Genomic DNA, 23,972 nt, shown 5'->3' with positions numbered 1-23,972 from the left:
TATTTAGATTGCGAGCGTTTTATAATTTAAACTCTTTCAATGATTACCGCATACCCTTGTCCAACACCAATACACATGGTTGCTAAAGCATATCGTTTTTGTAAACGTTGCAATGATAAAGCAGCGCTGTAAACTATTCTGGTTCCTGACATTCCCAGTGGATGTCCCAAAGCAATTGCTCCTCCGTTCACATTAATTCTCGAATCATTGTCTTGAAGTCCCATAGCTCTTGTACAGGCAAGTCCTTGTGCTGCAAAGGCTTCGTTCAATTCAATAATGTCGATATCATTCAATGTTAATCCGGCTTTCGCCAATGCTTTTTGCGTTGCCGTAACGGGACCAATTCCCATAATTCGAGGCTCAACACCTACAACGGCCGAACTTACGATTCGGGCTAACGGTTTTAAATTGTATTTTTTTACCGCCTTTTCAGAAGCAATAAAAGTAGCTGCAGCACCGTCATTCAATCCCGAAGCATTTCCTGCAGTAACCGTTCCATCTGCTTTGAAGACCGGTTTTAATTTAGCCAATGTTTCTATAGTTGTATTGGCTCTAACGAACTCATCTTCAGAAAAAACAATTGGTTCGCCTTTTCGCTGCGGAATGCTAACCGGTATAATTTCTTGCGCTAATACACCATTTTCTTGCGCTTTGGTCGCCTTCATTTGTGAATTGTAAGCGAAAAAATCTTGGTCTTCCCGACTGATATCGTACAAATCCACTAAATTTTCGGCGGTAATTCCCATAGGATCTACGCCATACATTTGTTTCATTTTTGGATTTACAAAACGCCATCCAAAACTGGAATCTTCCATTTTAGAATCGGTTCCATACGCTTTTGATGATTTTGAAATCACCAATGGACCATGTGTCATATGCTCTACTCCACCGGCAATAAAAATATCGCCATCCCCAGCTTTAATTGCTCTTGAAGCTCCAATAATTGCAGACATTCCTGATGCACATAATCTATTAACCGTTTCTCCTGGAACTGTAACTGGTAATCCCGCCAGCAATGACGCCATTCGAGCCACATTACGATTGTCTTCTCCTGCTTGATTGTGACACCCTAAAATGACATCATCAATCGCATCGGGTGGAATATTTGGATTTCTGTTTACTAATGCTGCAATGACAATTGCCGCCAAATCATCTGCTCTGACAGCAGAAAGTGTTCCGCCAAAACTTCCTATTGGCGTTCTGATTCCATCAATTATATACGCTTCCGTACTCATTTTTATTACTTTTAAATTATAATTCTTCTTGCGGAAGGTTTGCTTTTTTTTCTCCAATAATTAATTACTGCCGATGTAATAATGGTTATCGACAATCCAATGAAACATCCGGTAGTAACCGATATAAACCGTTCCACAGCTCCTATCCATGACATTTGTGTCTGTTCATGAATTAATACAATTATGAGTGCTACAATTGCGGTTCGCGCCACATTCATTAGATTAAAAAAATAACAAGTGGCTATTGAAAGTATAATACCCAACAATAGCATATAGACATTTGGGGCATGAATAAAATAACAAAACAATCCAATTCCGGAACCAATTAGGTTCGATTTAAACCGTTCAATCGATAAACGACGCGCATCTTTTGCTTCGGGCGATATAACCAAAATAATAGAAAGCATCGTCCAATACAGTTCATATTGAGGAAAGCTCAGATACAATTGATAACCGATTAAAAACCCAATGATGCATTTGAATCCATAAATAATTAAATCAGATCCGATACTGTATCGTATTAATTTGTTTACCATTCGATTATTATTAGATTCATTAGAATTGAAAAACTAAAGGTAATCCAATTCTATCCCGCTTTTTATGCTAATTGTTCCACAAATTTTGCTTCTGTTTTTTCTCGAACTTCTTCTAATGTTGCTCCAGGCATTAATTCTATTAAAGTGAGTTTGTTATCAATATATTTGAAAACAGCCAACTCTGTAATCACCATATCTACCGAATTCAAAGTTGTTAATGGCAATGTACAAGTGGGTACAATTTTAGAACTTCCATCTCGGTTGTTGTGATTCATCGTGATAATCAGCGTTTTTGCACCTGAGGCCAAATCCATTGCTCCGCCAACTCCCAATAAAGGTTGCCCCGGAACGGCCCAATTTGCCAGATTTGCATGCTCATCCACTTCTAAACCGCCCATTACAGCAATATCAACATGTTTCCCACGTATCATTGCAAAAGATTCGGCACTGTCAAAATAACTACTTCCTGGTACTGCCGTAACTGGAATTTTTCCCGCGTTAACAGGATAATTCATTGCCCCTCCGCCGTCTACAGGTTCTGGACCAACGCCTAACATTCCGTTTTCAGTGTGTAAAATAACACCGTGTTTTAGTGTAATTAAATCAGCTACTAAGGTTGGAATTCCGATTCCCAAATTGACTACATCTCCTTTTTGCAATTCCTGTAACGCGCGTTTGGCCATATTCATACGGTCTTCACTCACTTTTTTTCCTTTACTCACTGATGCCGATGAACCCAAATCTTCCAAAGTAAGTGTCGCCTGAACCAAGTAATCGATGTAACATCCCGGTGTGTGAATGTAATTTGGATCTAAAGTGCCTTCCGGCACAATTTCTTCCACCTCAGCCACAACCAAATCAGCTGCTGTTGCCATTGCCCGATTGAAATTTTGCTCTGTCATACGATAGATTAAATTTCCTGCCGTATCCGCTTTCCACGCTCTGATAAAAGCAACGTTTCCACGAATTCCTTTCACAAAAACCTGTTCCACACCATCAATTATTTTAGTCTCTTTCCCTTCCGCAATAGGCGTTCCGGCTGCGGTTGGCGTATAAAAACCTCCTATTCCTGCCCCTCCGGCTCTTAAGGCTTCCGCCAAAGTTCCTTGCGGTATCAATTCATATTCAACAATTCCATCCTGAGCAGCTTTCACCGCTTCGGGATTACTGGTAAAAAAAGAACCAATCATTTTTTTTAATTGTCCGTTTCGCAACAAACGTCCGCCCCCAATTCCCGCTTCGCCTACATTGTTTCCAATGAAAGTGATGTTTCTAGTTTCAGTTTTCGATAAAGCATCCATTAAATGGACTGGATTTCCCGTCATCCCAAAACCACCTTGCAATAAGGTATCGCCATCTTTTACGAATGCTGCGGCTTGTTCGGTTGTTATTTGTGGAACTGTTTTCATAATTTAATTTTTAATAAATTCAATAAGTAGTTTTGTAAAATCATCAGCCTTTTCAATATTTGAAATATGAGCCGTTTTTAAGGCAGCCAAAATCGAATTTGGAATTTTTTCCATTAGAAAATCACCATCTTTTACGGTTGTTACCAAATCTTCTGTACCTGAAATGATTAAAGTTGGCACCGAAATTTTTGAAACTTCATTTGTAAAATCAGCATCCCGAACGGCGGCACAACAAGAAATATATCCTTCTAATGGGGTTTGTACAAACGTTGATAAAACCGAATCAACCTCAGCTTTATTTTCGATTACAAATTCAGGTGTGAACCAGCGTTCTTGCGTTCCTGAAACGATACTGTCCAAACCATTTTTTTGAACCGTTTCTATTCGGGTATTCCAGCCTTCATTGTTTCCAATTTTTACGGCAGTATTACAAAGTATCAGTTTGTTCAACCGTTCCGGCGCATGAATTCCCAACCATTGTCCGGTCAATCCGCCAATGGATAATCCGCAGAAATTTACTTTTTCAATCTTCAGATAATTCAATAAATCCAATACATCGTTCCCCAGCATTTCAATAGAATATTCCCCTTCGGTAGCTTCGCTTTTTCCATGACCGCGAGTATCATACCGCAGCATATTAAATTCCTGTCCAAGTAGTTCTATTTGTTTGTCCCACATCGTCAAATCAGTTCCTAATGAATTAGAAAAAACCAATGTTTGCTCCTTCTTGAAATCATCAAACAAGTAATTCAGTGTTGTGTTCCGCATTTTTATTTTTGACATTATTTCATTTTTATATTAACCCAAATCACCGCCCGCAACCGGAATTGTAACTCCTGTGATATAGGAAGCTTCATCGGATGCCAGAAAAAGTATGGCTGAAGTTTGCTCTTCAATGGTTCCGTAGCGTTTCATTAAACTCGATTCGGTGGTTTGATCCGCCACTTCTTGTCTCCATATTTTTTCCTGTTCCGAATCAGGAGTTTCATTACGGGGAATCAAGCGTTCCGGAGCTTCGGTTCCACCTGGTGCAACAGCATTCACACGAATATTTTTTTCAGCATATTCGAAAGCCATAGCAGCCGTAAGGGCATTTACACCTCCTTTTGCAGCAGCATAAGGAACACGATTAATTCCTCTGGTTGCAACCGAGGAAACATTTACAATGACCCCTCCTTTTTGATCCAACATTACCGGAAGAACTGCACGACAGCCCCAAAGCGTTGGGAAAAGGGAACGGCGAATTTCTTTTTCTATTTGATCTTCTTCGTAGGTTGCAAAAGGTTTCATCCAAATTGTTCCTCCCACGTTGTTAATCAAGATGTCTATTCTGCCAAACTTTGCAACGGCTTGTTCTACTACCGACTGAAAGCCTGAAAATTGTTCCAAATCAGCAACAACTGGAAGTGCTTTATTTTTGTGGTCTTCACTCAATTGTGAAGCTATTTCATTTACTATTGGAGAACGATCGACCATTACAACTGAACCAGCTTCCTGTAAAAGTTGAAGTGCAACCGTTTTTCCTATTCCTTGAGCAGCACCGGTAACAAGGGCCACTTTTCCTGAAAATCTATTGGGGTGAAGCATTTTTACTGTTTAAAAAATTATAATTGTACATTTTCCTGACCAGTTGGAACAAATTTTTCCATGTAAAAATTAACATGTTGAATCGCCTCTTTATCAAGTGTTGTTTTTACCGCTTCTACCATGGCATTTGGTCCACAGATATAAATATCATAGGCTTTATCGCCAAGAAGCTCTTTATTAATCCATTGCGTAACAAATCCTTTGTCATGACCTTCTGCTTGTTCGTCAGAAGTACAAGTGAATAGTTGCAATGGCATAATTGCACTAAACGCTTTCAAACGTTCCAATTCCACTACATTCTCCCCTGTAGTTGCTCCGTAAAACAAATGAATAGGAGTAGTATTTTTTTCTGCTTTTAGTTTTTCAAGCATCGCCATAAAAGGTGCAATACCTGTACCGCCTGCAATAAAGATTAAATCACGTTGAGCCTCTCTTAAATAAAAACTTCCTAAAGGAGTTACAATGTTTAGTTTCCCTCCTACAGTCGCCTCCTCTTTTAGATAAGTACTCATCAATCCTCCAGGCACTAATTTGATTAAAAACTCCCCTTCAGCTGTATCAGGTTGTGAACTGTACGAATACGATCTGGTTTGTGGAGTTTCCGGAACCTCAATATTTACATATTGTCCCGGAAGAAATTGAAAAGAACTCCCGTCAGCAGCACGCAATTTTAATTGATAAATTTCGGAAGACAATCGGTTTAATTCCTTGATTTCGGTAGTGACAGCCGTAGATTTTACTTTACAGGCAGCAGAACTTGCCAAAATATCAACTACAAGGTCTGATTTTGGTCTCACTTGACAAGCAAGCGCAAAACCTGCCGCCGCTTCTTCATCTGATAAGGCTTCTTCGATATAGTCTCCCGCATCGAAATTTCCTGATCTCATTTTACATTTACAAGTACCACAAGCGCCATCAGCGCAATCTAACGGAATGTTTATCCCAACACGATACGCAGTTTCTGCTACAGTTTCATTGGGTAAACTATCTATAAATCGGGTAACTCCGTCCTCAAAGTTTAATGCTATTTTTGCCATTACTTTTGTATTAAATATGATATATGTCAAGCACCTGTCGAATGTAATCGTTCTTAAGGATGACTTTTTTATTAGTGATTAAAAATGAGTCTTCCACTTTTTTCAAAGTGTAGAAGGAAACGCCAAAAAACTGATCCAATTTATTGTATCGAAAGCTTAATGTATTCCAGTTAAAACGTATTTTAACTTCATCGTTGTTTTCTTCCAGAATTTCAAGATTGGTGCAATTATGGCTTGTTCTGGTGTCCGGTAAAGTAGCGCTCGAACGTTCGGTTCTGATTCTAAAAACACGGTCTTCCAAACCATTTCTGTTTGGATAATAAATCAAGGAGATTTCAGTTTCGTGATTTGTTGTCAATTTATCCTCATCATCCCAAGATGGCATCCAAAACGTTACTTTTTCATCGTATAACTGAAGCCATTCATCCCATTGTTTGTCATCTAAATGTCTTGCTTCCTGATAAACAAATGCCTGTATTTTATCGTAATTAGTCATCTTACAAATTGTTTTCTAGATTAATCAATTCTTCTTTTGCCAAAGCTTCTTTCAAAGTTTCTGCCCAATACTGGTGTTGCATCAGGAATAATCCTTCATCTTCGGTTCGGATTCCGCTTAATTTTGGATTGATACCCATGGCGGTAGCATGTTCGTCCGGACCGTAAACCCAATGTTCTGCTCCACGGCTGACATCGTTCCAAGGCATGGCTTTTGCTAAATAACTTTCCTGACAGGATCTGAATTCTTCCAAATCATCAGGAGTTCCCATTCCGGTTACATTGAAGAAATCTTCGTATTGGCGAATACGTAACGCACGGTCTGCTGCAGGTTCATTTTTTGGTGCTATACAGTAAATCGTCACTTCCGATTTATCGACAGAGATCGGTCGAACCACACGAATTTGAGTCGAAAACTGATCCATCAAATACACATTTGGATAAATAGCCAAGTTGCGGGTTTCGTTGACAATGAAATTGGTTCTTTCTTCACCAAGAGTGTCATTCAATCGATCCAATTGACTGTAAAGAGGACGTACTTCCGGATTCAGCATTTTTGTCCAAAGTAGCATATGACCATTTTCAAAACCATAAACACCACCAATACTTTTCGACCATCCGTTAGGATCTACCGCTTTTACACCATCTTCTTTACGGTTCCCCATGGTAGCAACATAATTCCAGTGCACCGAGCTTACGTGGTAGCCATCAGCACCATTTTCCATTTGCATTTTCCAGTTTGCATCATAGGTATACGTAGAAGCTCCTCTTACTACTTCCAATCCAAATTCTGCCTGATCCACCATTTGATCAATAATCTTTTTGGTATCTCCGAGATAGTCTTCCAATGAAGAAGAATCTGGATTTAAGCTGCCAAATAAAAATCCTTTGTACGATTCAAATCTTGCCACTTTTTTCAAATCATGAGAACCTTCTGTGTTGAACTGTTCCGGATATCCAGCCCCTTTTACATCTTTTACTTTTAGTAATTTTCCCGAATTATTAAAAGTCCAACCGTGAAAAGGACACGTATACGTTGATTTATTCCCTTTTTTATAGCGACAAAGCTGCGCTCCTCTATGGCTGCACGCATTAATAAAGGCGTTCAATTCGCCTTCTTTGTTGCGAGCGATAAAGATGGGTTGTCTGCCAATATGAGTAGTGAAATAATCGTTTGCTTCCGTTATTTGACTTTCATGAGCCAAATACACCCAATTGTTTTCGAAAATATATTTCATTTCCAATTCGAACAACTCCGGATTGGTAAAGGATTCTCTGTTATGACGATAAAGACCTTCAGAAACGTTGTGTTCCAATAGGCTTTCTACATATTCTTTATTTAATTTTTCCATTAGTGTTGTTGTTTAGTAGTCATAACCTAACCGCTCCGGAGTTATTTTGGGATAAAACCACCATGAGGATGATTAAAAAAAATCAATTCGATTTGTTCCTTCTCACGGGGATTCTACAAGTCCAAAAAAGATTCGAAAAATGGCAATAGACCGTTTCTTTTTTTATTATGCTACAGATTCAGCTCTCAATCGCTCTACTTCTGCATCATGAATTCCTTCAATTTCACTATGTAATGTGAAGTCGAAATCGATTGAGGAAAAAGGCTTGTCTAATCCTTTTTCTTTGATTTTTTCCGCATCAGTAATTACGGTAAGATCCGGAACCAAACCTTCACGAGTTGCGAAAGCGAAATCATCCCATAAGTATGGATCTCCTTCAAAGTTAATTTGTGTCGTTAATTTTCTGCAGCCTGGCGCTGAAACAAAGAAATGAACGTGAGACGGACGATTTCCGTGACGACCAATGGCACTTAAAAGTGTTTCTGTTGATCCACCAGGAGGAACTGCATATCCAGAAGGAAGGATACTGCGGAATTGATAGTTTCCGTTTTCATCCGTTTCTATCGTTCTGCGTAAATTGAAATCACTTTGTGATTGATCAAAATAAGAATAATTCCCTTTCAAGTTGGCATGCCAAACCTCTACAATTGCATTCGGAATTGGATTGTTACTATCATCCAAAACTTTTCCTTGCATGAAGAAAATTTCCCCTTGTTCCGCTTCAGTTCCGTCGTCCAGACGTGCAAACCCTTTTGATTTTGGTGCTCCTGCAACATAAAGTGGTCCTTCAATAGTTCTTGGCGTTCCACCGGTCATTCCAGCTTTTTCTTCTTCTTCATCCATGCGTAAGTCTAAGAAATGTTCTAATCCTAAACCTGCAGCGATTAAACCATATTCTCCATTTTGACCCGCTTGCGTTAAGAAATTAACTGCTGTCCAAACTTCATCCGGTTGAATATCTAAATCTTCGATAGTATAAAACAAATCGCGAAGGATTCTGTTTACAATTGCTTTTGCTCTGTCGCTTCCACCTTCTATTTTTTCAGTACTTTCAATTTTTTGAAGTAATCCGTCTATTTGTGCTCTAGTCATGATATTGATTTTTTAATTTATTATAGTTTTTTTTGATTATTTAAAATGGTTATAATTCTCCTTCTTTAATCGAAGAATAATGTTTGCATAATGATTTTACTTCGATTTCCATAAAAGGAAAAAGGGGTAAATTGCTTAGAATGTCATGAAGTTCAGCCGGACTTTCTACATTGAAAATACTGATGTTGGAATACTTCCCGACGATTCTCCAAATGTCTACCCATTTTCCGCTGCGTTGCAAATCTTGGGACATTGCTTTTTCTTTTGCTTTTAATTCGTTTACAAAATTCACATCTGAATCATGTGGAATTTTTACGGTCATTTCTACGTGGAATAACATAGTGCTAATTTTTATTTGCGTTTATATTGGTTGAGTTTTTCTAAATCTAATTCCAAGCCTAAACCCGGACCTTGTGGGATTTTCATCGAAGCATTCGAAAATTCTACTTTGGTTTTAACAATATCATCCGTTAATAATAATGGGCCGAAAAGTTCCGTTCCCCACGACATTGTTTTCAACGTACTAAAAGCATGTGCCGAGGCAACAGAACCAATTGTTCCTTCCAATAAGGTTCCTCCATACAAACTGATATCAGCAGCTTCTGCAATCGCAGCCACTTTTAAAACATTATGCAATCCGCCTGATTTTCCGATTTTTAATGCAAAAACATCTCCTCCTCTTATTTTGGCCAATTTGTAAGCATCACTACTATCGTTCAACGCTTCATCGGCCATGATAGGTACTGTAAACATTTTGGTCAAACGAGCCAAACCTTCAAAATTTTCTTTAACTATAGGCTGTTCGATCAAATCAATTCCTGCTTCCTGAAGTTTAGCAATGCTAATTTTCGCGGTACTTTCGTCCCAAGCCTGATTCACATCCACTGTTATTTTTGCTCTGTCTCCCATCGCTTTTTTGATTGCGGCAACGTGAGCGATTGAAATTTCAGGAGCTTGCCATCCAATTTTTAATTTAAAAGTAGTGTGTCTTCCAATAGCTAAAAGATGTTCGGCTTCTTCAATATCCTGTTGTGTATTTCCGCTGGCCAAAGTCCATAAAACGGGTAAAGTTTCAGTAATTGCACCTCCTAATAATGTAGCGACAGAAACACCCAATCGTTTTCCATGCGCATCTAAAAGTGCCGTTTCAATTCCTGATTTTGCGATTCGGTTGCCTTTAATGTTTTTTTCAATCCAAAACATTGCTTTGTGAATATTAGTCGCATCCTGACCCACTAATAAAGGAGCAAAATACGTATCGATGTTGAGTTTCATGCTCTCCGGAGATTCCTCTCCGTAACTCAATCCACCGATTGTTGTTGCTTCTCCAATTCCTTCAATTCCATCACTGCAAAACAAACGAATGATAACCATAGTTTGTTTTTTCATTACGGTCATCGAGAGATGATGCGGACGAATTGTTGGCAAATCAACCAAAATGGCTTCAATTTTTTCAATAATAGGATTATTCATTTCTTAGTATCTAAATTTATTTGATTTCGACAGGAGTAAGTACTCACTCATAAATAATTGAGTGCTCACTTACTGTTTGCTTATCACAAATTTATAGCTAAAAGCAGGGTCTAAAATTGGATTAATTTGCTATTAATGAGACAAATCAAACAAATAAGCAAAAAGCATAACTATTTGTTTACGATACCTTTAAACAGTAAAAACAAAGATAAAAAGGTGTGATTTATTTAAAAAAGCAGGACTAACAAAATTTTCTGTAGAAAGATTGGAAATGAGGTTGTTATGAACACCTAATTTATAGGATTGACAGTTATCTCATTTAAATAATTAAAGTGGTAAAAGACGAATGAAGTGATTACTTACGTCCTAATTGACTTCTGAATTCTTTGGGAGTTAGCCCGGTTTTTTTCTTAAACAAACGCGTAAAATAAGCGGGATCTTCGATATCTAATTCATACGAGATTTCGGCAATTGACATTTCAAAATTGCGCAGGTAAATTTTAGCTTCGTCAATAAAAAAATTAATAACAACATCTTTTGGCGACAAGCCGGAAACATCCTTACAAATTCGGTTGAGATGTCCGCTTGAAATAGCTAAACGAGCCGCATAGTCTTCAACGCTTACTTTAAAAGATTTTTGTTCCTTAATTAATTGAATAAAACGCCTGTAATACATTTTATTCTTATTATCGGAAAGATGAACAGCCGCAGAAGTTACAAATATCCTATACAAGCGCAACAACATCATTCCCACTAAGTACTGTAAAGCGTGTTGCTTACCCGGTAATTCAGAATAATATTCATCGATACATTTACGAATCGTTGTCAAAGCATCATTGATTAATTTATCATCTTCGTCCAGTTTTGAAATATGAATTTCGTCTATCTTATTGATGATATCGGTATCGAGTTTTAACATATTCTCCAAGGATTTATCATAAAGTGAGATTACCCATCCTTTAGTATCCGCATTCATGCGTAAACCATGACTGATGTTTTTTGGAATAGAAAAAAAAGAAACACTTTCCACAATTTGACTTTCGTCATTAAGTATTAATTCTAAAGAGCCGCTTTCTACCACAAAAATTTGAAAAAGATCACTGTGTACATGAGGTTTTATATACCATTCGTGGCGTTTACCAGTTATCTCCATAGGAGTAATATGAATAATATCCCTAACCATATCAATAGAGTTATCACCATAAATCCCCTTAAAAAATAATTTACTTCTCATGAATTATTTTAGCTCAAAAAATATTTTGAAATCTATCAAAGATAATAAAAATACAACTATATCGTTTGAGTATTATTTAACATTTTTCAGATAAAAGAAAAAAGCTTTGTACTATTCTAAGACGGATTGGTTGTATTCAATTTTGAAAGTCGGTATAAAAATAGCGCTACAAAAACCAAATAGACAATCGCCATACTCATAGCAATGCTATAGCCATCCAGATGTTGTTTTAAACTATAAAAAAATACACTCCCAATAATACTGATTCCAAAAGCAGATGAAAATTGCTGTACAGTTGAATACACACCTCCAGCCAATGCGGCATAATCTGCTGGAATTTTTTTAAGCGCATAATTTAAAATCGACGGTAAAAGTATCCCCTGTCCCAATCCATACAATAAAAGAAAGCAAGGAATGTAATCCACATTTGCCGGATCTCCAAGAGTAAAAACCTGTAAAACCAAAGAAATAATCATTAGAAAACAGCCTATAATCAATAATTTGATTCCATATTTATGCAATAATTTTAAAGCAATAAATGAAGACATCAAAAAACCAATACCATTAAAAGTAAAATACTGGCTGGCAACATAAGGATCCAGATGTAATGTTTTTTGAAACTGAACCGCACATATTAATAAATAAGAATTGTGTGCTCCGAAAAAAAACAACGCTACCAGTAAAACCAAATTGAAACTTTTTATTTTAAAAAGATTCGTGTTCATTAAAGGACTGCTTTGCTGTTGGGTTTTCCTTTTTTGGTTCTTCCAGAATATATATAGAAAAATCCCGGATAAAAACGGCAAAAGCAATACTAAAACCGAAAGTCCTTGCTCTGGTACTAAAGTGAGTCCATAAATTAAACTTCCTAAAGCAATGGTCAACAATAATACGCCAAGCATGTCAAATTTACCTCCTTTATGCAGACTCGTTTCTTGCAAAAAGAAAAATGAAAGAACAACAGTTACTAAACCAAACGGAACATTTATCAAGAATATCAACCTCCAACTTTCTTCAATATAATGGTGTGCCACAAAATAGCCCCCTAAAAATTGGCCTAAAATAGAAGCAATACCCAACGTAATTCCGAAAAAACCAAAGGCCGTGTTTCGTTCTTTGGCTTCTCGAAAAGTAACTTGTATTATCGTCAAGGTTTGAGGAATCATAAAGGCCGCAGCCACACCCTGAAAAAACCTAAAAAGTATTAATTGTAAAATTGTTACTGCACAACCGCATAAAGCAGAAGTAATCGTGAAGGACAGCGTCCCAATAATGAATATTTTCTTTCGTCCAAAAAAATCTCCGGCTCTTCCTCCTGTGACTAAAAAAACACAATATCCTAATAAATAAGAACTGATCACTAATTCTGTATTACTGTCTGATGTTACATACTGTTGTTTGATTTCCGGCAAAGCCATATTCACAATATACACATCGATTACTGAAAGTAAAGGAGCTACTAGTACAATAATTAAAGACAGCCATTTATTGGTTTCATTCATAATGATAACAAAAAAATTGGGTGTAGTTATCTTTCAATAATTACACCCAATACATTAAAAAATTAAAATTTAAGAACCGTAGCAAATACAACTCTCCAAGTTCCTATCAAATTCAGATTGCTTATTGCTCTTCCGCTATTATCCGCATTTCCCCATTCGGCAGCCGAATATTCTGCTTCCAAACCAAATTTCAGATTTTTAATAGGCACTTCAATTCTTGGTGCCAATCGATAAATATAATTAATAGTTCTGGTAGTTGTATTTCCTGATGCCGCTATACCTCCTACCATGTTTGAAAATCCATAAGCTACCGCTTTTCCAGAAAACGGATTAGTGGCACCATCATTTTGGCTAAAGCCAGCAAAGAATCCAGGAATTATTTTTTTAGTTTTCCCGGTTAAATCAATCCAAAAAGACTGTGTAGCCATTGTAGAATAGGTTTCTAAACCCGCACCTGAAGTGGGTGTATATCCTACATATCCTCCAAGCATAATGAATGAAGTGGCGTTTTCACCATACATTGCTTCTGCTTTTATAGTCATGGGTTTCGTTTCAAAACGGCCATACGCCATAACGGAAACACTGTTGAGTCTTTCATTGGAAAAATCATTGGTCAATCCAGAACCTGTTTTAGGACGAATTTGTTCAAAATGCCCTGCTAAACCTACGAGAGCATTTTTACTTTTATAATTTACCTGAACATGTCCCGAAGGAAGTGAACTGTTTCTGTACGGAGCCGTATTCGAAGTAAAATCTCTTTGTGAAACGGCGGCTACAATAAAATTAAAATTCGCATCTAACTTTTGGGTAAAACGAATCTGAGGGTTTCTGTTATATGGCATATAAGGCGCACCCCCACTGAAATTAACTACTCCGGGAAACATTTCCGGAATGGTTAGCGGATGCCAAAATTGACCTATTCCCAACTGGCTTTTTTTCCAGTCCAATGTAATATAGGCATGTCTCAAACGAAATTCATTGATTCCTCCTTCTGCATTACCAAAAAAATCACCTTCAAGGAATCCGGCAGTTTTTGCACCCAAAACATCGGGAGCGCCTACTTTAACTCCGGCTCTGGATAATACATTCAGCATTTGAAACTTGGAAGCGGAGTTTCTGTCTTTCCCATTGACATCAAAGTCAACATCTTTTCCCCAAAGTACCACTGCCGCTTCTCTTACATCAACAGTCTGACGGGAATCAAACACTGCATCATGTCGAATAAAACCCGAGAACTTAACATCAAAAAGCGGTTCTTTTTTCTCTGGTTTAATAGCTGGAATGCTATCCTTTTTTTTAATGATTTCCTGAGCATTAAGCAGCACTGTTGTCAATAACAAACCAGTGACTGCTACTATTTTTTTTAACTTCATTTCTTTATATTTTATTTTAAAAACCCTAAATTATAGCGGATAAATACTTCTATTTTAGGTTTATTCGTCGGCTACAATAGGATCTAATTGAATTGTTTCTTCTTTATGAAACGCCACTTTATTATCATGACTGTGTTTTACATTGATAAAGCAAACGGCCAAAGCACCTATAGCTCCGGGAACAGCAAATGCAACAAAATTCAATTCAAAAGGCAATCCTAAACTCAATAAAGCGCCTCCTAAAATTGGTCCTAAAATAGCGCCTGTTCTACCTACTCCAGATGCCCAGCCAATACCGGAAGATCTAATGTTTATAGGATAAAATTGCGCTACATAAGCATAACAAAGTATTTGGGTTCCAATAGTTGTTGCTCCTGCAATTGCTATTAAAATGTATAATACCAACGTAGAATTTTTGAAACCAAGCAAGCTTAAAGAGATTGCAGCTACGGCAAAAAAGGAAATCAAAACGGTTTTTAAATTAAATTTGTCACCAAGCCATCCGCCACCTATTGCTCCTATCATAGCTCCAAAATTCAGTACCAACAAAAAGGTAAGACTGGATCCTAACTCATATCCTGCTTTGTTCATTAATTTTGGCAACCAGGAATTCAGACCGTAAACCATCAAAAGACAAGTAAAAAAAGCGATCCAAAACATGATTGTACTCTTTGTTCTATTTTGTTTAAAAAGTTGGGAAACACTGGCTCCGGCAGCTTTTGCTTCTCCAGAATCCAAAACATCACCTGTGGCAGGAAGATACGTTGGCTCAATAAGTGAAAGTATTTTTTTGGCCTCCTCTGTTCTTTTTTGTTTTGCCAAAAAACCTACAGAATCCGGTAAAAATTTAATGATTAAAGGCAACAAAAGTATTGGCAATAATCCAACATAAAATACGGATTGCCATCCAAAATTTGGTATCAAAAAGATTCCTAATCCCGCCGAAAGCATTCCTCCTACTGAATAGCCGCTAAACATGAGTGTTACCAGCGTACTTCTAATTTTCTTAGGTGAATATTCAGTCATTAAAGCCACAACATTGGGCATCACTCCCCCAATTCCTAATCCGGCAATAAAACGACAAATCCCAAATTGCAAAGGAGTCTCTACAAATCCATTTATAAAAGTGAATCCACTGAAAATAGACACACACATGATGATTGCTTTTTTTCGTCCAATACGATCCGAAAGTGTTCCAAATATCAAAGCGCCAAACATCATCCCAAAGAGTGCATAACTCCCCAAAGTTCCCGCTTCAAGGGGTGATAAATTCCACTTTTCCATAAGTAATGGCAACACTACGCCATAAATAACCAAGTCATACCCATCAAAAATGATGATTAAGGAACACCAGAACAATACAGTCCAGTGAAATCGATTAAACTTGGCGTTATCGATTAAATTATGAATATCTATTTTTCGCATTTTTTTTTAGTTATTGGTTATTGGTTAATTAAGCATTATAAACACTAGGCTGTTATTATGGTTAAGCCTGTTTTAACAAATTTCTCCATATAAAAATTTGTATGTTTTAACTGGATTTATGCCAAGCTTTCTTTTGGATTCGTCCACTATATTTATGCATCATTTCGCGATGCTGTTTCTCATTTTAAGAACAACCTAATAGCCATTCATCCAGAATTCTTTAGTTAAACACTATATCCATTCTGTAATACATTTACACTATAATTGATATATTGTCAAGAAAAATCAATTATAATTATACAAAACATAATTATTAACTGTTTTTTATATTGATATGCAAATATTAAAATTATTCAAGATTAAAAATTGTTCTTTTAAATCAAAAACAGGACAAATCAAATGTTTTGTAGAAATTGAAGATGTAAAAAGAATATTTAAATCCTTTTTTACCAATAATGAAAAGGGAGAATGTAAAAAACAGAATCGAAAATAGAAGTTTGCAAATCAGACTTATAAGAATAATCTTAACCACTTTGCCTTCGTTGTGGCAGCAAAAATGAATACCACTACAAATTGAAAGCAAGAAGAGTATTTATGTGTCTTTATAAATACAAAGATTGTAGAGCAAGATTTACTATTAGAGTTGGAACAATGTTTGAAGACTCACATGTATCGCTACGCAAATGGTTCATGGCTATCTACATATTTACATCTCACAAAAAAAGAAATCAGTAGTTTACAATTGCATCGGGATTTAGATGTACGTTTTGAATCTTAACGTAGTCTCAGCCATGGATTCAAATAAACTTGCTCTCCGAAGTCAGAACACTTTGGTACAATCAAATCAGGGTGGATAGAAAAGCAGGAGTGGGACTTCGTTTTGTTCGTGATTTAGAACAAGGCAAAGAAACGGTGCGTTTAGATAAAGTAAACCAAGTACTGCAATTATTTGGCTACCAAGTAGGAGCTGTTCGTACAAACTAAAATTCTCTTTTAGATGATAAAGGCTGAAATAAAAATACACAATACAACTGCGGGTTGGCTTCCACAAGATGAAAATAGATATCCTTTTGTGCACGACCCAACCTATATGGAAATCAACTAAGTAACACTAAGCAAACGTATCTGTTCCACCAATGTGTGCTAGAAAAACATCTTTTATATCGGCAGAATTTCTTCTCAATTTCGCATCAAAATTCTCTCCACCACCTTGAATACCTCCTGCTTTTAGGAAAACCAACATAGCGTCTGTAAACTAATATTTACTCCATTTTGCCTTGTGCATAAATTCTTCAACTTTCTCAACCATGTTATAACTACCACAAAAGAAAGGAGTCCTCTCATGTAAGGCAGTTGGCAAAATTTCCATTACTCTAGAAAATCCATCAGAAGCTTTTCCTCCTGCCTGTTCTACAATAAATGCCATAGGGTTACATTCATACAACAATCGCAATTTACCTTTGGATGCCTTAAAACTCGTTGGGTACAGATAAATTCCTCCTTTGATCATATTCCTATGGATATCGGAAACAAGACTACCGATATATCTCGAAGTGTAAGGTCGATCCTCTTCTTCTAATTGGCAATATTTAATATAGTTCTTAACACCTTGTGGGAAATGAACATAATTACCCTCATTTACCGAATAAATAGTACCATCAATTGGAAATTTCATATTTGGATGAGAAAGATAAAAAGTGCCAATGGCAGGATTTAATGTAAATCCGTTTACGCCATGACCCGTAGTATACACAAGCATAGTCGAGGTCCCGTAAATCACATAACCGGCAGCAACCTGATTGATTCCAGGTTGTAAAAAATCTTCCAAGGTTACTGGTGTTCCATTTGGTGTTATTCTTCTATAAACAGAAAAAATGGTACCTACAGAAACATTAACATCAATATTTGATGAACCGTCCAGCGGATCTATTAACACGATATATTTATTGTTGTGATCATTATCTACACCTCCAACAGTAATGAAATCATCGTTTTCTTCAGAAGCAATCCCGCAAACAATTTCCCTGTTTATTAGAGTTTGAATAAAAGTCTCATTAGCATAAACGTCTAATTTCTGCTGGTCTTCACCTTGTATGTTTTTCTCCCCTACAGCTCCAACAATATCTACCAGTCCCGCTTTATTAACTTTATAACTAACCACTTTTGCGGCCAGTCGAATAGAATTAAAAATTCGCGATAATTCACCCGACGAATATTTAAAATCATTTTGGTTTTCAATAATAAATTCTCCTAAAGTTTTGTTGCTTTCCTTCATTTTTTAAGTCTTTATGACCTTTTTTTTAACAATTAGTAGTCTGGATTTACCATGCTAAAGCTGGCGTTTCAATTATAAAAACATAAACCGTGAGATAAATACTTCGCAAATACTTACTGTGCAAACATCCAAATAATTAATGTTTAGACAATTTAACAAACCAAAATATAAATAATTACTCCATTTTTTCATGCTCGAAACTTAGACTTGTAATCCATACTTATCATCTTGGAATAATTCTTTACAAATAATCCAGTTTATGAATCTTTATTAAATTATTTTTCATTGGGTTTATAAATTAAGATTTGTAATCTGATTAATTTTGGATATTTTAGTCCTGAACATAAAAAATAAATAAAAGCGGCTTAAAAAACCGCTTTTATACTAACAAAACATAAAAACCAAACCAAACATCTATTTTAACCTTTCTATTAGTTTAACATATTTATACAAACCCTAATCTTATTCACAAACCCACTTAATAATGGGTATAGTACCTTTATTCTATTTAGCGTCTATTACAATAAACCTTGCAAACCCAGCCAATCACCAAAACGATCAATCCAGCTATCAACCGGCAAATTGTTTTTACTCATACCAAAACCATGACCTCCTTTAGAATAAATATGCAATTCAGCAGATTTGCCCGCAGCTATCCAATCATTATATAATTTTGTGCTACTGGTTGCCGGAACCAACAAATCATCAGTGGCGGCCGCAATAAATGCAGGTGGCGCATCAGATGGAACTAAAATTTCTTTAAACGGATCAGTATAGGCATATATAGCCGCAACAAAATCAGGACGACTCCCAATTCCATCAGGACTAAATACGGTTCCTGTTGCCACAGCTCCTCCCGCTGAAAATCCCATGATACCGATTCTGTTTTTTTCAATAGCATATTCAGCTGCGTGTTCTCGTACATATTTTATTGCTATTAATGCATCAGTAATAGCAAATGAAACAACAGGTACAATTATAGAATCAAATTTTTTTCTATCATCCAGTGAAAAGGGAATTTCTTTCCCAGAAGTATCAAATTCAGTTTTTACCAGACGGTATTTAAATACAAAAGCGGTTATTCCTTTTGAATTTAACCATTTAGCTATCCTAGTTCCCTCCTTATCAATAGCCAGATGATGAAAGCCTCCACCAGGACAAATAATCACTGTTGTTCCGTTATTTAAAGCTTTATCAGGAGAATAAACCATTAGTGTAGGTTTAGTCACATTATAAACGGTATGCAATTGATTTACAGGATCAGATATTATTTCTTTTTCCTGCCAGCTCCAGTTTTCAGAACCGGGTACTTTATCCCGATAAAGAGAAAGCACATTTTGTGCCTTTGAAATAAAAATATTAAAAAGCAAAATAATTAAAATTTTATTTTTCATTTTCTAATAATATAAAGATTAATACCCCACCCCTTCATTAAACTTAAATAATGCGTAACCATTAGGTTTTAAATATCCTGGAACATCCGATTGATTATCCAATACTGCCTGACGAGATTTAGGGGTAGTAAAAGGCATTTTTCCGGTTGGATTATATTTTCCCGTTAAAACATCTAATAAGGCATCTGAAGATGTTCCAAAAGTAGCCAATACAGTTTGTAAATTTTTAGTGTCAATTTCATCAATCACCCATGGATTCGAATAATTTATAACCACTACTGTAGGTTTACTGGAAGTAACTTCATTGATATACGCGACATCAATTTTATTATCTGATAATTGTAATTTTATTTCAGATCCCGTACTACTAAAAAGACTTCCTGCAGTGGGTGTTACCGTTAAAACAACAAGATCGGCATCTTTTTTATCTTTGACCAATTCAATACCCCAATCTTTAGACTGAATATCTGAAATGGGAGTATTTGATTTGCTATTATTATACAATGATTCTAGATATACTTTAGTTCCTTTTTTAATTGGCAGTAATTTCGCATCATTTCTTAATAATACAATAGATTTTCTAAAGGCCAGATCTCCTCTTTTCTGAAATTCACTGTTTCCAACGGTTTTTTCGGCATAAGAAACATCAACATACGGATTTTCAAATAAACCTAATTCAAATTTTTCGGTTAAAAGCCTTTCTATTGATTGATTGATTCTCGATTCAGATACCATACCCTTTTTAACAGTTTCCAACAATAAGGTGGGATCTCCCGTTCCTGAAAATAAATCTACACCACAATCAATCGCTTTTTGATAACGTTCTAAAATAGTTAAATTTTCAACACCCCAAGGCATCATTTCTATTGGCCCAGTATCCGAATTGATAATACCCTTAAAGCCCATTTTAACCCTTAAAAGATCATTAATAATAGCTTTATTATAGGCAAAGGCTACTGCTTCATATTTAGTATTGACAGGCTTTGCGTAATACGGCATAATCGCGGAAGTACCCGCATCAATAGCAGCCTGAAAAGGTTTTAAATGATAATCAAACATATTCCCCGGATAATGTTGATCTTGACCCCAAACAAAATGCGGATCTTGACCATCTACCTGTGGACCTCCGCCTGGAAAATGCTTTGTCGTCAAAGCTACAGAACCAGTCCCTAATTTATTCTTTTGAAAACCTAAAGTTATTTCGCGTATCATTGAAGCTGCCAAATCAGCATTTTCCCCAAAGGTCCCTTCCACTCTTTGCCAGCGCGGCTCAGTAGCAAGATCAGCCATATACATATATCCTTTACGAAGACCAACTGCAGCCCATTCTTGTCTCGCAATATCTGCAAACTCTCTTGTCAATTCTAAATCTCGCATTGCAGCAAGCCCTAATTCACCCGGCCATTTTGAGAAAATCGTAGTTCCTACACTTAGACCTAAAGAGGCGTCAACAGTTATGTGATTTCTTGGATTTGAAGCAACTATAGCCGGAATTCCCAATCTGGAAGACTCGCAAAGTCGCTGCAAATTATTACTCCATTCCGCCATGTTTTTTGCAGTAGTATTAGCTCTGAGAATAAAATGTCTGAGATTATATTGCGTTACAGCCTTGGTAGTTCCAACAGCTGACATTACTGGCGCTGGTAATGGTTTTTTGGAAAACATATTAATGTTTTGAACCAAGTCCTCTTCATTAAATCCACTTTTTATTTCTGCTTTTGGAGCATCCTGCTGAAATGCGTAATCACCTTCCATTCTTGTGGTACTGATGAGCATAAAACCTACTTTTTCTTCCAAAGTCATTTGAGAAATCAAATCTTTAACTCTAGTTTCATTTGGTAATCGCCAATCTTCATATTTATCCAGTTTACCATTTTTATTCAAATCTTTAAATTCGTACCCTTGTGATTTGATGATTTGAACCCCTTGGTTTTCTAATTTTGGTTGTATAGGACTTTGAGCAAAAGTGGCAAAAGACACCAAAGTAAATGATAAAATTCTCGTAATGTTTATGTGATAATTAATCATAATCGTATTTTATGAGATTAATGTCTTTAGAAAAAATTTGATATACTGTTTTAATTTCAATATTTAATATAATGGTTCTACCGGAAAAGATGTGATACATTTTTAAGTGTAGTATCTTTTTCTTAACATGTTAGGAATACAAGGGCATGTATTATTAAAGCATAAAAATGATTTTTATTTTCACAAAAAAACCAGAAGAACCAATTTAATATTAAGAGTTATAGAGCATGTTTTATAAGATAGTTTTTAAATTTATAACCGTTGTTATTTTTTATCTTCCGGCTTTTTGGTCCATCTTTCTCTTAAATAATGAGCTGCCATTTTGGGTTTTCTGTCCCTTGTGAACACCCCTTTGTAATTAATTCCTCCAAATCGAATAACCGCCTGACCTGTTTTAAAATCAGCAAAAGCCCAAACATGCATTCCTGCCACAAAATCTTTTGTATCTGCTACATCAAGATAAGCCTTAATGAATTGTACCTGATATTCTTCCGTAAACATCTCTGCCTGATCTGCATGCATTCCAGGAAAGGTGTCTGCTCCAAACTCCGTAATAACTATTGGCTTCTTTAATTTACTATATAAATCATCTAACTCATCGCTAAGCATCTTGGCTCCGGTTTTAATATCACCCTGATTCGTATACCAACCCCAATAGCGGTTAATACATACCACATCAGATAATGCCAACCATTCTACTGGTCCACCCATTACTCCAACAAGTGTTTTTAGTCTGGTGGGATCCAATTTTTTTACAAGGTCAAATAATTCTTTAAACAAAATCACTGATTGTGGATCTGCTTTTTTTACATCTACAGGTGAAAAATTCATCACTTCTGGAAAAGGTTCATTAGCAACACTCCACATAACTACTGATGGATGGTTTTTATCTCTTGTAATCAGTTCCTCAATATACTTTTTACAGGCTATTTGTCTCAATTTTAATTCTTCCTTATCTCCATGAAAATACAAACCAACAGCCGGAATTTCATTGATGATTAATATTCCTTCTCTATCGGCCATATTCATATATTCTTCATCGTATGGGTAATGTGAGGTTCTGTAAGAGTTAGCGCCTACCCATTTCAACAAGGAATAATCTTTTATAATTACCGGGTTTGCTGTGGCTCTTCCAAAAATAGGAAAATCTTCATGTTTGCCAAATCCTTTTAGAAATACAGGTTTTCCATTTAAAAGTATTTGTTTATCATTCGTTGAAATCGTTCTTACCCCTGTTTCCAATTCATAAATATCTATAATACGATTCGCATCACTGATACTAACTGAAACTTTATAAAGAAATGGGTCTTCTGTGGACCATAGTCGTACTTCAGGAATTTTCACAAGCACATTTGCAGTATTGCCATTTAGACTAAATTCTGATTCATATACTTTGTTATTTCCAGAAATAGTAACTTTACCCTTGGTCGCTTTTCCTTCTGTATCTACTTTTACACTAACAGAACCAATGGTATTTTCAAATCCTGTTTGTACCGTCAGATCTTTAATATTAGCTACGGACTGAACGCTATATAACAATACATCACGCTGTAAACCCGCATAAGGGAAAAAGTCAAAATTAGCTTTTGGATTGCTGGAGAATATTCCTCCGGCTACACCTCCTCCAGTGGGAACACGAGTTGGTTTTAATACGTTTTCCAATTGGATCGTTATTCTGTTTGCCACATTCCAATTTATAAGTGCCGATATGTCAAAAGCAAAAGGCAAATTTCCTCCTTCATGTGCACCTACTGGTTTTCCATTGAGATACACTTTAGAAGCATAATTAGCGGAACCAATTCTGATATAAATTTTTTGACCTTTCCAAGAACTAGGTATAAATATTTCTTTTTCGTACCAAGCAGTCCCAAGATAATCTCTACTATCCGTAAACTGATCGTTCCAGCTTCCCGGAACGGCTATAGAACGCGTATTAGGCAAACCATTCTTCCAATTTTGAGCTTCTCCAACATCTAGAGAATCTTTCTGAAATTTCCAAATCCCTGAAATATTCTCTTTATTTCTGAACTCATTTTGTTGCGGAAACAAAGCAATATCTTTAGTTTCTGCTGTTTTAAAATCCTGGCCTACCGCCTTAATGAACGAGACAAACAGAATCGCTGCTATCAAAATTTTAGTTTTCATAAATAATTTAATTTTTATTAATTTAATGATTGTTCATTCTTTGTTTAAACACCGCTATTTATTGTAAATCCACCGTCAACCCCAATATCCATTCCGGTTACAAATTTAGAGGCATCACTTAACAACCATACCAAAGCTCCGGATAATTCTTCCGGTTTCCCAAAACGTTTAAATGGTGTCTGCCTTAAAATTGATTCTGCTCTACTGGTATAAGAACCATCAGGGTTAGTCAGTAAGGTGCGATTTTGTTCGGACAAAAAGAATCCCGGTGCTATGGAATTTATTCTTATATTATCTCCATACCTATTAGCCATTTCAACGGCAAACCATTTCGTATAGTAATCTATAGATGCCTTACCCATGCTATAACCCAAAACCAT

General features: G+C 36.2%; 21 protein-coding genes and 1 pseudogene. 1 reads left to right on the top strand and 21 read right to left on the bottom strand.

Going from position 1 to position 23,972, the window contains the following annotated elements; genetic code table 11:
* Positions 1 to 26: 26 nt before the first annotated feature.
* From pcaF to FNW38_RS05020, 15 genes are all read right to left on the bottom strand, one after another.
* Positions 27 to 1,235, bottom strand: coding sequence for a 3-oxoadipyl-CoA thiolase (pcaF, locus tag FNW38_RS05090; protein WP_144064633.1), 1,209 nt, complete (start codon positions 1,233 to 1,235; stop codon positions 27 to 29).
* 11 nt (positions 1,236 to 1,246) lie between these two features.
* A complete protein-coding gene (locus FNW38_RS05085) occupies positions 1,247 to 1,771 on the bottom strand; it encodes an FUSC family protein (RefSeq protein ID WP_144066636.1) in 525 nt (174 codons plus the stop codon).
* Positions 1,772 to 1,833: 62 nt separating this feature from the next.
* On the bottom strand, positions 1,834 to 3,180 hold the full coding sequence (locus FNW38_RS05080; protein WP_143386308.1) for a 3-oxoacid CoA-transferase: 1,347 nt from the start codon (positions 3,178 to 3,180) through the stop codon (positions 1,834 to 1,836).
* 3 nt (positions 3,181 to 3,183) lie between these two features.
* Positions 3,184 to 3,963 (bottom strand): 3-oxoadipate enol-lactonase, encoded by a 780-nt coding sequence (gene pcaD / locus FNW38_RS05075; RefSeq protein WP_144066637.1) that lies wholly within the window; start codon positions 3,961 to 3,963, stop codon positions 3,184 to 3,186.
* Between the two features lie 15 nt (positions 3,964 to 3,978).
* Complete coding sequence (benD, locus tag FNW38_RS05070) at positions 3,979 to 4,767, bottom strand: benzoate diol dehydrogenase BenD (protein WP_144064631.1); 789 nt, start codon at positions 4,765 to 4,767, stop codon at positions 3,979 to 3,981.
* A 17-nt stretch (positions 4,768 to 4,784) separates the two neighbouring features.
* On the bottom strand, positions 4,785 to 5,804 hold the full coding sequence (benC, locus tag FNW38_RS05065; RefSeq protein WP_144064630.1) for a benzoate 1,2-dioxygenase electron transfer component BenC: 1,020 nt from the start codon (positions 5,802 to 5,804) through the stop codon (positions 4,785 to 4,787).
* A gap of 10 nt (positions 5,805 to 5,814) precedes the next feature.
* A complete protein-coding gene (gene benB, locus FNW38_RS05060; RefSeq protein WP_143386312.1) occupies positions 5,815 to 6,300 on the bottom strand; it encodes a benzoate 1,2-dioxygenase small subunit in 486 nt (161 codons plus the stop codon).
* Between the two features lies 1 nt (position 6,301).
* Positions 6,302 to 7,651 (bottom strand): Rieske 2Fe-2S domain-containing protein, encoded by a 1,350-nt coding sequence (locus FNW38_RS05055; RefSeq protein WP_144064629.1) that lies wholly within the window; start codon positions 7,649 to 7,651, stop codon positions 6,302 to 6,304.
* Between the two features lie 165 nt (positions 7,652 to 7,816).
* Complete coding sequence (gene catA, locus FNW38_RS05050; protein ID WP_143386314.1) at positions 7,817 to 8,743, bottom strand: catechol 1,2-dioxygenase; 927 nt, start codon at positions 8,741 to 8,743, stop codon at positions 7,817 to 7,819.
* Between the two features lie 49 nt (positions 8,744 to 8,792).
* Positions 8,793 to 9,083 carry a muconolactone Delta-isomerase gene (gene catC / locus FNW38_RS05045; protein ID WP_039109744.1) on the bottom strand — a complete coding sequence of 97 codons (291 nt, stop codon included), beginning with the start codon at positions 9,081 to 9,083 and terminating at the stop codon, positions 8,793 to 8,795.
* A gap of 11 nt (positions 9,084 to 9,094) precedes the next feature.
* Positions 9,095 to 10,216 carry a muconate/chloromuconate family cycloisomerase gene (locus FNW38_RS05040; RefSeq protein WP_144064628.1) on the bottom strand — a complete coding sequence of 374 codons (1,122 nt, stop codon included), beginning with the start codon at positions 10,214 to 10,216 and terminating at the stop codon, positions 9,095 to 9,097.
* Positions 10,217 to 10,571: 355 nt separating this feature from the next.
* On the bottom strand, positions 10,572 to 11,450 hold the full coding sequence (locus FNW38_RS05035; protein WP_143386316.1) for an AraC family transcriptional regulator: 879 nt from the start codon (positions 11,448 to 11,450) through the stop codon (positions 10,572 to 10,574).
* Between the two features lie 116 nt (positions 11,451 to 11,566).
* Positions 11,567 to 12,952, bottom strand: coding sequence for an MFS transporter (locus FNW38_RS05030; protein ID WP_144064627.1), 1,386 nt, complete (start codon positions 12,950 to 12,952; stop codon positions 11,567 to 11,569).
* A 62-nt stretch (positions 12,953 to 13,014) separates the two neighbouring features.
* Complete coding sequence (locus FNW38_RS05025) at positions 13,015 to 14,325, bottom strand: DcaP family trimeric outer membrane transporter (protein ID WP_143386318.1); 1,311 nt, start codon at positions 14,323 to 14,325, stop codon at positions 13,015 to 13,017.
* 60 nt (positions 14,326 to 14,385) lie between these two features.
* Positions 14,386 to 15,750 carry an MFS transporter gene (locus tag FNW38_RS05020; protein WP_144064626.1) on the bottom strand — a complete coding sequence of 455 codons (1,365 nt, stop codon included), beginning with the start codon at positions 15,748 to 15,750 and terminating at the stop codon, positions 14,386 to 14,388.
* 807 nt (positions 15,751 to 16,557) lie between these two features.
* Between FNW38_RS05020 and FNW38_RS05010 the strand changes: the two genes are divergently transcribed.
* On the top strand, positions 16,558 to 16,734 hold the full coding sequence (locus tag FNW38_RS05010; protein ID WP_235890155.1) for a helix-turn-helix domain-containing protein: 177 nt from the start codon (positions 16,558 to 16,560) through the stop codon (positions 16,732 to 16,734).
* Positions 16,735 to 16,864: 130 nt separating this feature from the next.
* Here the strand turns inward: FNW38_RS05010 and FNW38_RS05005 are convergent.
* From FNW38_RS05005 to FNW38_RS04980, 6 genes and pseudogenes are all read right to left on the bottom strand, one after another.
* A pseudogene (locus FNW38_RS05005) lies at positions 16,865 to 17,002 on the bottom strand (xylose isomerase); the annotation flags it as partial.
* Positions 17,003 to 17,005: 3 nt separating this feature from the next.
* Positions 17,006 to 18,025, bottom strand: coding sequence for a class 1 fructose-bisphosphatase (gene fbp / locus FNW38_RS05000; protein ID WP_144064625.1), 1,020 nt, complete (start codon positions 18,023 to 18,025; stop codon positions 17,006 to 17,008).
* A 518-nt stretch (positions 18,026 to 18,543) separates the two neighbouring features.
* A complete protein-coding gene (locus tag FNW38_RS04995) occupies positions 18,544 to 19,419 on the bottom strand; it encodes an alpha/beta hydrolase (RefSeq protein WP_144064624.1) in 876 nt (291 codons plus the stop codon).
* 18 nt (positions 19,420 to 19,437) lie between these two features.
* A complete protein-coding gene (locus FNW38_RS04990; protein ID WP_144064623.1) occupies positions 19,438 to 21,447 on the bottom strand; it encodes a glycoside hydrolase family 3 protein in 2,010 nt (669 codons plus the stop codon).
* 264 nt (positions 21,448 to 21,711) lie between these two features.
* On the bottom strand, positions 21,712 to 23,592 hold the full coding sequence (uidA, locus tag FNW38_RS04985) for a beta-glucuronidase (RefSeq protein WP_144064622.1): 1,881 nt from the start codon (positions 23,590 to 23,592) through the stop codon (positions 21,712 to 21,714).
* Positions 23,593 to 23,636: 44 nt separating this feature from the next.
* Positions 23,637 to 23,972, bottom strand: a 336-nt coding sequence (locus FNW38_RS04980) for an SDR family oxidoreductase (protein ID WP_144064621.1), incomplete at its 5' end; no start/stop codon positions are given.

Source organism: Flavobacterium gawalongense (genome assembly GCF_007097265.1).
In the GTDB taxonomy this organism is placed as follows: Bacteria; Bacteroidota; Bacteroidia; order Flavobacteriales; family Flavobacteriaceae; genus Flavobacterium; species Flavobacterium gawalongense.
Note: the sequence above shows the minus strand (reverse complement) of the source record. Positions and strands in the feature narration are given on the sequence as shown.